13 protein-coding genes are annotated in these 11,728 nt (G+C 46.5%); 2 read left to right on the forward strand and 11 right to left on the reverse strand.

The features are described from left to right. Positions 1-161: 161 nt before the first annotated feature. Both MHH92_RS22105 and MHH92_RS22110 read right to left on the reverse strand, forming a co-directional pair. Complete coding sequence (locus MHH92_RS22105; protein ID WP_445744681.1) at positions 162-1,205, reverse strand: pectate lyase family protein; 1,044 nt, start codon at positions 1,203-1,205, stop codon at positions 162-164. 290 nt (positions 1,206-1,495) lie between these two features. Beyond that, positions 1,496-2,338, reverse strand: coding sequence for an AraC family transcriptional regulator (locus MHH92_RS22110; RefSeq protein ID WP_340030987.1), 843 nt, complete (start codon positions 2,336-2,338; stop codon positions 1,496-1,498). A gap of 114 nt (positions 2,339-2,452) precedes the next feature. Here MHH92_RS22110 and MHH92_RS22115 point away from each other — a divergent pair, with 114 nt between their 5' ends. Continuing rightward, positions 2,453-4,438 (forward strand): beta-galactosidase, encoded by a 1,986-nt coding sequence (locus tag MHH92_RS22115; RefSeq protein WP_340906312.1) that lies wholly within the window; start codon positions 2,453-2,455, stop codon positions 4,436-4,438. A 123-nt stretch (positions 4,439-4,561) separates the two neighbouring features. On the opposite strand, the gene MHH92_RS22120 is transcribed toward MHH92_RS22115, so the two are convergent. The 7 genes from MHH92_RS22120 to MHH92_RS22150 form a co-directional block, all read right to left on the reverse strand. Beyond that, positions 4,562-5,701, reverse strand: a complete 1,140-nt coding sequence (locus MHH92_RS22120; protein WP_076328200.1) for a DUF4179 domain-containing protein — start codon at positions 5,699-5,701, stop codon at positions 4,562-4,564. Further along, entirely contained in the window at positions 5,691-6,239 is a 549-nt protein-coding gene (locus MHH92_RS22125) for a sigma-70 family RNA polymerase sigma factor (RefSeq protein WP_340906315.1), read from the reverse strand. The genes MHH92_RS22120 and MHH92_RS22125 overlap by 11 nt, the downstream gene beginning before the upstream one ends. Positions 6,240-6,412: 173 nt before the next feature. Beyond that, positions 6,413-6,814, reverse strand: coding sequence for a hypothetical protein (locus tag MHH92_RS22130; protein WP_076328201.1), 402 nt, complete (start codon positions 6,812-6,814; stop codon positions 6,413-6,415). Positions 6,815-6,848: 34 nt separating this feature from the next. Then, complete coding sequence (locus MHH92_RS22135; RefSeq protein WP_340906318.1) at positions 6,849-7,175, reverse strand: hypothetical protein; 327 nt, start codon at positions 7,173-7,175, stop codon at positions 6,849-6,851. A gap of 14 nt (positions 7,176-7,189) precedes the next feature. Beyond that, positions 7,190-7,837 carry an SMI1/KNR4 family protein gene (locus tag MHH92_RS22140; protein ID WP_340906319.1) on the reverse strand — a complete coding sequence of 216 codons (648 nt, stop codon included), beginning with the start codon at positions 7,835-7,837 and terminating at the stop codon, positions 7,190-7,192. A gap of 28 nt (positions 7,838-7,865) precedes the next feature. Then, positions 7,866-8,546 carry a hypothetical protein gene (locus MHH92_RS22145; RefSeq protein WP_340906321.1) on the reverse strand — a complete coding sequence of 227 codons (681 nt, stop codon included), beginning with the start codon at positions 8,544-8,546 and terminating at the stop codon, positions 7,866-7,868. A 28-nt stretch (positions 8,547-8,574) separates the two neighbouring features. Beyond that, positions 8,575-9,042 carry a DUF6386 family protein gene (locus MHH92_RS22150; protein WP_340906324.1) on the reverse strand — a complete coding sequence of 156 codons (468 nt, stop codon included), beginning with the start codon at positions 9,040-9,042 and terminating at the stop codon, positions 8,575-8,577. Positions 9,043-9,230: 188 nt separating this feature from the next. On the opposite strand from MHH92_RS22150, the gene MHH92_RS22155 reads away from it, so the two are divergent. After that, the gene (locus MHH92_RS22155) at positions 9,231-9,608 is read left to right on the forward strand and encodes a PilZ domain-containing protein (RefSeq protein WP_036617371.1); all 378 of its coding nucleotides are present in this window, start codon (positions 9,231-9,233) and stop codon (positions 9,606-9,608) included. Positions 9,609-9,682: 74 nt separating this feature from the next. Here the strand turns inward: MHH92_RS22155 and MHH92_RS22160 are convergent, their stop codons facing one another. Beyond that, positions 9,683-11,026 carry a uracil/xanthine transporter gene (locus MHH92_RS22160; protein WP_340906328.1) on the reverse strand — a complete coding sequence of 448 codons (1,344 nt, stop codon included), beginning with the start codon at positions 11,024-11,026 and terminating at the stop codon, positions 9,683-9,685. 50 nt (positions 11,027-11,076) lie between these two features. After that, complete coding sequence (locus MHH92_RS22165; RefSeq protein ID WP_340906331.1) at positions 11,077-11,664, reverse strand: ankyrin repeat domain-containing protein; 588 nt, start codon at positions 11,662-11,664, stop codon at positions 11,077-11,079. Positions 11,665-11,728 lie beyond the last annotated feature (64 nt).

Raw genomic sequence — 11,728 nt, forward strand, 5'->3', positions numbered from 1 at the left:
ACCAGCGCTACTTTATGTATATCGGTATTCAACATTTAAAATGAATATGAAATGTAAAATGATATGTAAGCATATCATTTTACAAACAAAAAAAGGTCTGTCTCATGCGTTATGGCGCACAAGACAGGCCTTTTGGGTCGTGAAAGGATGTGCAACAGCTCTTACTTTCCAAATACAAGTGTTGTATTGGAGGAGCCTGCATACTTGGTGACGAACTCACGCGCGTAGCTGGCACTTTCTACCTGATAACTGTAATTGGAGCTTGGTCTCCAGTTCGTTTTAGGAGAAGTCGGACTATTAAGCGCTGGTGTACTACCGCTATCCGTGAACTCCCCTTTTCCTTTGTCATCCAGGATGCCACCCTTTTCAGCGCCGGCACCAAAGTAGTTGTTTTCGGAATAAATTCGTGCTTTTTCACCAATTGTGATGGCCTGATTAAAGTTGTTTGCATAGTTGTTTTTGAGATGGAAGTAACCATATCTTAAAAGTCCAGGACCACGTACATATAAATTTTCAAAATAATTGTTGGACATCGTCACATGAGGTACTCCATTGTAACTGCTGTTACCATCATTCGGATGACCGAGGATGACGCCATACTTATGGTTCGCAAATTTGGAATTGCTAATCGTAATATAATCGGCGCGATCGCCAATATACAGAAGTTTGTCCAGATCATTACCGCCAGAGCTGTAGCTGTGACCAGCAAACGTCACATGATCAATCCAGTAATTGGAGCCTGAAGTGATATACATCTGGATATCATCATTGGCATTAATATTGGAAGCGTGTTCAAAAGTCAGATTCTGAAAAATCACATTGCTTGAACTGCTTGTGGATCTGAAATGAATATTCGTTAATGTATGTTTGCCAAAGGAACCTACAAGTGTCTTGTTCGCTCCAAATTCAACCTTTTGCAGCGTAGAGGAAGAAATATTCTGTTCAACAACGACAATCTTGGCTGTAGAGCCCGCCATATGTGTTCTCAAGTCATTGAGATTACTAACATAAACCACCTGACCGTTCTTGCCACCTGTCGTAGCTGACTTGGATACACCATTTTCATTCTTGGCACTGCCTGCAAAACCAGTCAACCCGTTCGTACCTGTGTTCGGATAACTGGCCGCACCATATGTAGACGGGGCTGTGGAGACAGTTAACAACAATAGAGTTACAGCGAGTAAAAGCATTGAAAATTTCTTCAAAATTTCACCATCCTTTATAATATTATCCTCAAAGACAACTCGATTATATCGTGTAACTTTGGCTGTGACAATACAAAAATTGCAAAAAGACAACAATTATCATTTTTATGCAACAGCAGATCAGATATAGTGAAAAAACATAAAACCAGGCCATTCGTTCACACAAAATAGAGCCGCTAATTAGCGGCTCTATTAACGAGTACTATGTGATCCAACTTGGAACTGATCCACCCTTGGATCAGTTCCTAAAGCCTCTGACGAAAAACCATTTGCTTGCGGATAATAATATGTCACGACTTCTGATAGCTGCGGCGGAAGGCGCCAGGTGTGATTCGTTCCAGCTTCTTGAAGATGGCTCCATAATAGCTGGTCGATTCGAAACCGACTTGACGAGCGATATCCTCCATCCCGCGTTGCACATTATCGAGCAGCAGTTCCTTGCTCTTGTTGACTCTTACCTGATTAACATAGCTGATGGGACGAATACCTGTCGTTTTCTTAAACAAATGACAGAAATATTCTGGTGTGACACAGATCAATCCGGCAAGCGTTGGCAAAGTAATCTCTTCAGCATAATGTTGTTCAATATAGTCCAGAACCGGCTTTATTCGCTCATACTGCTGTCCGACGGTATCGCTGCCCTCAACAGATACGCGTTGAATAATCTCTGTCAATAAGGTATAGAGGACAGCGGAGCAGGCGTAATTGCTTAATGTCTGCTCTTGTGGTGTTAAGGCAGCTTGTAGCAGCTCCCGCATTCGGGATAGAAGGTATTCAGGCTGTGCAAGCGTGTATACGCATGTGTGGACAATGCCAACGGTTTCAAACAAGCTTGCTGTCCCGTTGCCATCGAAAATGATCCAGTCGACTTCCCAACTGCCGGATAGCGCATAGTATTCGTGCTTCTGTCCAGGGAATAACAGCATGCCCATACCTGGCTTGACAATATGTTCCGTTTCACTGAGCTTGAACTTACCCACACCGCTGCGGCATTGTATCCACTGATAATCCTCAATGCCTTGGTCTCGGCGGATATGCTCCTGTTCATGATGCAGGCCGATGCCAAGTAAATAAAAAGGGAGCAACTTGTCTCGGGCAGATAACACCGGAAAATTACGATTGGGATGAGGCATACGACTAACTCTCCTGATCTTAATATTGTTATATCATATTAATTATTTAAGATATTCACTCGAATTAATATAACATATAATCGCAATATATTGATAAATAAAGGAGATCACAGGATGACAATTAAGATCGGAATTGATTATTATCCAGAGCAATGGACCCCGGAGTTATGGGAGAAAGATGCCATACTTATGCAACAGACAGGGGTTGCAGTTGTGCGAATGGCGGAGTTCGCCTGGAGCCGAATGGAACCGACTGAGGGTAATTATCAGTTTGAATGGCTGGATGCGGCCATAGAAGTATTCGCTTCACGTGGTATGGAAATTGTGTTATGCACCCCCACCAATACCCCGCCAAACTGGATGACAACCCGTTATCCGGATGTGCTGCCCATGGATGAACAACGCCACATCATTCGGCCAGGTGTGCGTGGACATCGTTGCAACAACAGCCCTTCCTTGAGAATGCTGGGCTCCAAATTTGTGGAAGCGATATCACAGCGCTACGGTAAGCATCCCGCCGTTATTGGCTGGCAAATCGATAACGAGATGCACTACCAGGAATGCCATTGTGATACATGTAATCGTTCGTTTGTCGCTTGGCTGCAAAAGCGTTATTCCAATCTGGAGGAGTTGAACCGGGAGTGGGGTACGGTCGTCTGGAGTGGTGAGTACAGCAGCTGGGCTGAGGTAACAACGCCACTCGGTGCCAGCAAACCGATGAATCCTTCCTATCTTCTGGAGTACAAGCGATTTTGTTCTGACAGCGTAGGCTATCTGCTGGGATGGCAGCTTGAGATTTTACGCCGTAACTGTCCAGGCCAATTTGCGACGCATAACATGTGGCAATATCCGAATAGCTTGGACTATTATGATATGCACAACGAATTGGACTTCGTCTCTGTTGATTATTATCCGAATGAGCTGTATCGCGATTATGGCGATCGGTTTCCGAGGAACGGAGCGCTTACGCTGGACTTGGTTCGCGGCATCAAACGCCGGAATTTCTGGGTAATGGAACAACTCAGCGGGGCACAGGGCGCCTGGATGCCGATTCAGCGCACGCCCTATCCTGGACTGATCCGAGCTCGCTCCTGGCAGACAATCGCTCGCGGTGCGGATATGGTTGTCCATTTCCGCTGGCGGAGTGCTACCGTCGGAGCGGAACAGTTCTGGCATGGGCTGATCGACCACAGCAATGTTCCTGGACGCAGGTTCAGGGAGTTCGCGGAGCTTACTCGCGAGGTGAACCAGTTAGGAGAACTCTTGGCCGACTCAACCATTGTTACCCAGGTTGCGATTCTGCATTCGCATGATCAGCACACAGCGCTTTCCCTTCAGCCGCAGGCGGAAGGGGGAATGCACTACTTAGACAACTTGTCCTCTATGCATAATGCATTTCTGAAAATGGGCGTCGGTACAGACGTTATCAACTGGACTGAGGAGCTCGATGGGTACAAGCTGGTCATTGTCCCTTCCCTCTTCCTGTTAAGTGAAGAAGTAGCACAGCGGCTGGAGCGATTCGCAGCCAAGGGTGGTACGGTTGTCCTTACCAATCGGACTGGCGTGAAGAACATGAGGAATGTATGTGAGATGCTGCCTCTGCCGGGGCTACTGGGTGAAGCGGCGGGTGTTGTCGTAAGTGAATATGATGCCATCGGCAACAGTGAGCATCGGATACGGAACGTGGAGGGCAAGACATTTGCTGCGAAGCAATGGTGTGATCTACTGGAACTGCGAGGTGCAGAGCCGATCGCCTGGTATGACAACGACTTTTACGAGGGTGTACCGGCGGTTACTATCAATAAGTTTGGTGAAGGTGAAGTGTATTATGTCGGCACTTGGCCGGAGCCATCGTATTTCTATCAGTTGTTTGAAGGTATATTGAAGGAAAGGGATTTGGCGGCCAAAATCCAGTTGCCGGAAGGTGTCGAGCTGTCGATTCGAACGAAGGGGGAGCAAAACTTCCTGTTTCTGATCAATTTGACGAATGAGCAACGAGAGATTACGCTGGACGTTCCTTATCGCAGCTTGTTGACCAGCGAGAGGTTCGATCAGAAGTTGACCCTTCCAACTCTGGGAGTAGATATTTTAACTGTATAAGATCAACCGTTTTCATATTTAAAAAGGGATGTCTCACAAGGCTTACGACCTTGAGGGACATCCCTTCTCTGCTTTCACTAACATTCACCTAATCTGAATAAGAGTATTGCCAGTTAGTTCATCTTATTTGATTTTGATTTCCAGTTCATCATTCTTGGCTTCCTGCAAATCATCATAGACCTTATCTGGTTTACCACTAAGTTTTAATACCATGGACTCTGGATGGTCCAACAGATTGCTACTGAAAGAATACATCATTCCATCTTCCGATCCGCTTCCACCTACCATGGATAACTTGGTCTGCTTCCCATTACGGGAGGTCGAAATGATCTCGATAGGCCGAACAATCTCGTTGAGCGACAACTTCGTTTTGTAATCAATTTCTTGATCAGGTGCATGGACAAATTTGACCCGAGTTACCAACGGAGACACCTCCACCTCCGACAAAAAGACCTCATACCCTCCAAGAGTAAAAGTCCGATTAACGTTAATGACTTCCGTTTTGGGGATAGAAAACTTGGGATCCAGAGGGAAAGAAACATTCATTTTTTTGGAAAATTGATATTTTCGTTCTTTCTCCCCCTTGTCTGTATAATCCCCCACATCTGGCACAACTGAAGACAGCTGGAATTGTAGATTCACTTGATCAGGCAATGGTTTATTTCGATTTCGATCAATTGTACTTCGACCATACACTATATGCTTATCCTTCGAAAAATACACACCGCCTGAGCTTCCGTTGTCAAGCAAATCGCCTGTCAATGCATCCGTCATCTTCATATTGACAGTCGAATACATCTCCTGCGAAGCATCCGTTTTGGCAGTATACAATACCGTTATTCTATTCTCATCTGCCATAACTGCATTCACAGTAAACGCATATATGCCCGATGTAACCGTCTGATCTACAAGTTGCACATACCCATTATTAATTGCTGATGTTATCGTGGTTTTTTCCACATCGGTTGCCAACTCACGAAAGGGTTCAAGTACTCCCCAATGGGTCACAGGCTCAGTATATGTTGCCTGCTCTTGACCATAACTCCCAAGCGGACCTAAGAGAAACCAACCCGCAGCCAGAACCGTGACCAGCACTGCCGTGATCCATTTGACACGAAAGGTCCTACCTGATCTTTTTGTTCTAACCATCGCGAGACCACGTTGAATTGCAACAGTCGTATCCGCCGGATTCCATTGCTGTTTCTCTCTTTTCACCTGATATGCATCTGCAAGAAGTGCTTTCTCCTCCGGGTTAGTGGTCATGCCAATCCCTCCTATTCCTCATCAACTTGCGCAACTGCTGGAGCCCCTTGTGCTGCCAGGTCTTGATCGTCCCTTCCGGTTTGCCGAGGATGGAGGCAATATCCGTCAGTGTCATGTCGTTATAATATTTCAGCAATAATACATGGCGATATTTCGGTTTCACCTTTTGCAAAAGAGATTTCATAGCGATTCGATTATCGTCAACGCTAATCATCCATGATGCCGGAATACTGCCCTCCATATCCTCCTTCGCCAGAGGTGTTGCCCGCTTGCGGCGCCTCTGTTCATCGATGCAGACATAGATCAGAATCCGAATGATCCAAGACTTGAACGCCTTCTCATTGTTCAGCGTACGACGTTTGATCCAAGCTCGGCACGTCATCTCCTGTACCGCTTCCAGCGCATCTTGCTGGGTACGCAGATAACTGTAGGCAATGGAAATGAGCGTATCTTGATGTTCCATAATAGATTGCACAAATTCCGTCTCGTCTTCGGTCTGTACATAGATCCTCTGGTTCATCTCTGCTTTTGTTTCCACCCCGCATCCCTCCTTCTCTCTCTTTCTGTGGTATAAGACGGGTGAGTGAAGCAAACGGTTTTTATTCATCAAAAAAAGCTCCGCCATCATCATGAAGGAGCTTGATTACATAGCACTTCGTCTGCCGATATACTGAATTACGTACACGCATGAACAATTCAAGATCAACTAACTTACAAATTGCCGGTGACTTCGATCCCGTCGGCCAATTGCAGATGATTTCTCACCCAAGTGGTGAACCGATTCAAAAAAATCCGTAATTCTGGCTCTGCAACCACCTGTTGATCCAGCTCTGATAAAATCCCCACCCACACTTCCTTCGTAATCGGATTCTCCCAGCAGGGATCAAGTACCTTCATCTCTTCTCCAGTTCGCGGGTCAATTAAGGGAAATGCGCGATCCAATGCAGGACGAATGTAGTCAAAGTCTTCATTATATATGAACAGCATGTCTTCCATCTCTACTTCAACCGATTCTTCTATGTATAAAGGGGATAAAACAAAACCCACATTCCGCTGTGGACCTTGATACTGATACATGAGCGCAGGAATTGTTCTCTTTGATTTTTTAGCCATATGCTCCTCCTGTTTCAGGCAAATCTCTTACCGATCAGAGTTCAAACCAGATTAAACCACCATCAAACTGCCTGGTTTCTTGCTCCATCTGATGCATCCAGCTCCGCGCCTCTTCACCCCAGATATGAAACAAACAGTAGATATACGAATCCCCATCGACAATCTCTTCTAACCCGGAAGCCTCTTCCATCCACACTTCAAGGGCTCTAGGCCAGGAAGGATCTTCACGTTTCAATACAAAGCCGTTGGAAAAACGTTCCAGGATGTACATATCAGTAAACGTTAATGCACTTGCCAAACGCTTCACGACTTCAGGTAAAATCGCAGACTCCGTTGTTCTAATCCCATATTCCCAGCCCATATGTACAACCTCCTTCAGACTTCGTTCGCTCCAGATTGTTGCTTTTGTTCATGCATTTGATGGATTGAACGATCCAACCACAACTCATACCAGTCCAGAAAATGCAATCGATTCGTATTGCCCCAATACTGATCAGGATAGATTCCATTGCGGTTAGCACGGTCATCAACCCAGATTTCTCCGTAGGAGGCTCCCTTAACAATCAGATTCATAGAGATGCCACAGCCAAAATCACTGATGCGCAGCATGCCTGCCGACCATTTTGGATCAAAATATTCGTGTTCCAGCGCTTCCCATTCCTCTTCTTCCTTGCTGTCATCGAACCAGTCATAGTTCCAGTTCCATGCTTCCGTGAATTGGAAAGGGTCCGAGACCGCGTTCAGCTCATCGTTATAACCCAGAACAGCGTATACGCCGTCATCCGGGTTTTCCAGACTATAATAAGGCCCTGCACCACCTGTTCCCATATGAAGAAGCCATATCTTATAGTCCTCCGGCAACTCAATTCGCCATTTCTGTTCAAATTGCGTAATATCCTCCTGCGTCCATACAGGTGCCATTTCATATTCATGGTTTTCTGCGCCAAACAGCTCCAGATCCGGGTCCAGACTTCGGAGAGTGATCAACTTTTCACGCATACGCTCCAGTTGCACTTTGTACATGGCTTCCCTACCTCCCTTCTTTACTCTGTTACGTTTGTTCGACGGCGTACTCGCGTTGCTGCAACTCACCCAGTGTGGCTGCCACATCTCGCTCAGGACACAACTGCTTAATCAGGCTGGCGGTCACCGGTTTTCCTTCATATACTTCAGCTACGGCTTCCAACGGCAGATCCGGCAAGTCATAGTACCCTTTGGCCCAATCAACGTAATCTACCGGGTTCTTCTCCAAATATCCCAGTAAAAATTCTGCGCCACCTCTGGCGTCCGCTTTGTCTTCCTTGGCCATCGCCAGCTGAATCCAGTTACCAACCTTCCATGGCAAGTCGTTCCCTTCCTGCCATAGGCAAAAGGTCACATCCTCCATATCCAACGTTTCCTCATGATCTCGCAGTACAGCCATTAAGGCCTCCGGCACTTCATCGTACATGCCCGGATAGATTTCTCCGTCCTCACGAGCATGTGGGCTCAAGGGTGACTCATGATCAAATCCTTTGATCAACGTGCCTGAGTTCGTAAACAAGACATGCAGATGATCACCTGCGCCGTTATTGATGTTTCCCCATGCCAGACCTGGCTGAATTTTATCTTCATAATGATGAACGCGTAGCCATTCTTCCTCCGAAAAGATGATATCCAAAGCAGCGAGTATTCTCATCCGTTTACGCAGGGCATCTGTATTCATCATCGTTATCTCGTTCCAATCCTGCATATGAATCCCTCCTGTTTGTATCTGTACACTAAATCCGGATTAATTCATCCAGCATGTTATTTCCTTGAATACTTGGTGTCATGACAATGGTGATCCGACTGGCTTCTCTGGAGACGATACACGCATAATTTCCGGGCTTTAACTGAAAGAGAACCCCTTCACACGTCTCATCCGGCTCCAATTCACCCCCAGTGACATCATCCGCCGCTCCCAGATAGACGTGTCCAGACGGAACTTGCAGATGATACACCTTTTCCCGTTCCGCTCCGTCATCTGGATCTGAATCCTCCTCTACATCCTCCAGGCTCCATTCCACCTCATACACTCCATCCGCACCCAGATTCAAGAACAGACAATGCCCTGCATTCGCCTCAGCCAGCTCATCCACTGGAATGGACCACCAGTCCGAAGTATCCTCAAGCCGATGTTTTAACGCTGCCAGATCATACAGGCACAATGTTGCCGTATCTGTAACCATTTGAAATGTTCCTCTCATATTCACCCGTCCCTTCTGCCTGATCCAGGTCTGACCTCAGAAATATATTCCATCATTATATCAAGCCTGATACACGTGTAAAAGGAACCCATGGACCATCTCTGCTTGCGCAACTCTTCATTTCTCGCTCCAAATGGTCGATATAAGCATAACTGACTTTTTTTGAACCTGATGGAGGAAGCCAAGCCATGTCAATTAACAATAGAAAAGAACCCTTTCGATACACATTGAAGGAACCGATCCACTTTGAGATCTATATTCTTAGCATCAACGGGGTTAACGCACCAGCCAAACCCATTCAGGCCGAACTCTGCGATATCAGTCGATCCGGCTGTCAGCTGTCATTTCCGCTATCCCTGCCTGTAGAGAATAACGATATTCGGATTGGAATGAATATGTTGCTTTTTGAAGACCCTCTATATATGGAAGGCACTCTCCGCTGGGGTCAAGAAAAAAATACCTCATGGCATTATGGTGTTCAACTCGAAATGCAGGATGGGAACCAGGACCGTCTCTCCCGAGAGATGCGAATGCTTGCAGGACAAGGCAAAATCATCGTGAAATAGTTAAATAGCCTTAAAGCCTGTAACAAAAACAAAAAACAGCCCACTCAAATTGGACTGTCGCAAGATGAAACTCTTTATGCCGCTTTACTAACTGTCGCTGGTTGTTCCATTTTGGACCAGTTCACAGTTTTTTCAAGAACCAGTGAGACCAATACCCCAATGACGAGACCATTGCTTATGATCGGAATGAGATACATGGGCAAAGTTTGAAAGGCCTCCGCAGGAATATTCATGACCGCAACTCCCGTGAGGACCGGCAGCGCTACACGATAGATCGTTTTAGAATTAAACGTTGTACCTTCAAGCGTTCTTAGTGCCGTGCCAAACATCTGAAGATAAGCCACGAACAAAACCGCACTGCCGACGCTTGGTGGTATTTGTGCAAAAAATGCTGTCACTGAAGGTGTAAGACCTATCACACATAACATCCCCGCTCCAATTATCAAGGCAGCACGACGCAGAATGCGAGTACTCTCCAGGAACCCGATCGATGATGCAAATAAACCAAAGGGCAGCACACCTACACAGGCTGACAACATCGTGAACAGACCCGTTAGCGCATAGGAATGCCTATACTGACGACTTGTTGTTTCTGTCCGGTATAGTTTCTCAACTGTGCTTAATGTGGTGATCGAATTCGTCATATTTACCAGTCCCACGAAAAATGCAGTAATGACAATACCCGGTTCCCATCTGGGTGTTCCCCACGGAAACAGTTCGAGACCAGCCGGGGCCTGATTAGGCTGTCCGCTATGCTGTCCAGGAAACAATAGACTATAAGCGATCCAGCCTGCCACAATCCCAATCAGGATCGCGTAGTTCCCCAGTTTCCCCCTACCCTTTAATTGAATCCATGCCACCAAAAATGCAATGACAACGGACAATGCGGCAACAGGCAGATTAAAGCGGCCAAACTCCGTATATCCAATCATACCTTTGAAAAAATTCATGGTTAATTGAATCGTCATTAGAAACAACATGGCACTCTTCACCATGGGTGTAAACAGCTTTTGCAGCACTTGCGCCGCTCCCAGCCAGCCCAGAATCACCATCGTTAATCCCGCTAATAGAAAACCTGCAGCCAGCCCACCGCCGATACGCTCCAGACTCATACCGGCCGATGAAGCAGATACCGTCAAACTTAGCGTCAATCCCCACCATAACCCTGACGGACCATCCATAATCGCATATCGATGACCAAATACGGCTTGAAGAATGCACACTGCTCCGGTAAGGATAAATGCGTGCTGCATGGAGGCAGCGATGGCATCCGGAGACAGATGAAAATTATGTCCAATGGATAGCGGAACAACAACGGTATTGGTAAACAGGAAGAAAAACCACTGTATACCTGCCAAAATCAGTGAAGATACGTCCTTCATATTCTTTTGTGAAAAATGCTCTTGATGTCTGTTCATTCGTTTGGAATATCCTTTCACTGTTCTGTATCATAAATGTATAAGTCTCTTCAGACTTGGGTTAATAGTCGTTCCATCTCGGCATACCGATGTCGGCTCGCATGTGCAAGCGGTGTAATCCCATCCCGATCCGCGATCTTTGGATCTGCACCATATTGCAAAAGCAAGGCAACAATCTGCTGGTGACGCGGCCCACCATCTCCCAAAATGACCGCTTCCAGCAAGGCTGTCCACCCCAGGTTGTTGATATGGTTCACATCCACATCACTGCGTGTCAGCAGAAGCTCCACAATGTCCACATGGCCCCGATCCGCTGCTGGGATAAGGGCTGTGCCGCCAAAACGATTCGTTAACCTCGTATCCGCACCTGCTGTAATCGCCAATTCGACCATGTCATACATACCCTCAGCACTCGCATATAACAGCAGGTTGTCCAATCGTGCATCCCGAAGATTAATGTGGGCTCCGGCATCCACTAACATCCTTGCCGTGTCTATCTTGTTACCGTGCACCGCAGCCAGCAGAGGTGTTCGCCCCAATGCATCCCGTTCATTCAACCGGCTACCCTGTTGTGTGATAAATCGAATGACCTCATCGGTATGGCCCGCTTGAGCAGCATCATGTATTGTTCTAACCACGTTGTTTTATCCTCCAATTCAAGGTCTTTCTCATGCAGTAATATCCATATAGAAACCAAGCCCT

The organism is Paenibacillus sp. FSL M7-1414 (assembly GCF_038003195.1).
Lineage (GTDB): Bacteria > Bacillota > Bacilli > Paenibacillales > Paenibacillaceae > Paenibacillus > Paenibacillus amylolyticus.

Coding starts and splice junctions, on each gene's coding strand:
- MHH92_RS22155 (WP_036617371.1), top strand. CDS start 9,231: ATGTCAATTAACAATAGAAAAGAACCCTTTCGATACACATTGAAGGAA.
- MHH92_RS22145 (WP_340906321.1), bottom strand. CDS start 8,546: ATGCAGGATTGGAACGAGATAACGATGATGAATACAGATGCCCTGCGT.
- MHH92_RS22160 (WP_340906328.1), bottom strand. CDS start 11,026: ATGAACAGACATCAAGAGCATTTTTCACAAAAGAATATGAAGGACGTA.
- MHH92_RS22150 (WP_340906324.1), bottom strand. CDS start 9,042: ATGAGAGGAACATTTCAAATGGTTACAGATACGGCAACATTGTGCCTG.
- MHH92_RS22115 (WP_340906312.1), top strand. CDS start 2,453: ATGACAATTAAGATCGGAATTGATTATTATCCAGAGCAATGGACCCCG.
- MHH92_RS22110 (WP_340030987.1), bottom strand. CDS start 2,338: ATGCCTCATCCCAATCGTAATTTTCCGGTGTTATCTGCCCGAGACAAG.
- MHH92_RS22130 (WP_076328201.1), bottom strand. CDS start 6,814: ATGGCTAAAAAATCAAAGAGAACAATTCCTGCGCTCATGTATCAGTAT.
- MHH92_RS22120 (WP_076328200.1), bottom strand. CDS start 5,701: ATGACCACTAACCCGGAGGAGAAAGCACTTCTTGCAGATGCATATCAG.
- MHH92_RS22140 (WP_340906319.1), bottom strand. CDS start 7,837: ATGTACAAAGTGCAACTGGAGCGTATGCGTGAAAAGTTGATCACTCTC.
- MHH92_RS22135 (WP_340906318.1), bottom strand. CDS start 7,175: ATGGGCTGGGAATATGGGATTAGAACAACGGAGTCTGCGATTTTACCT.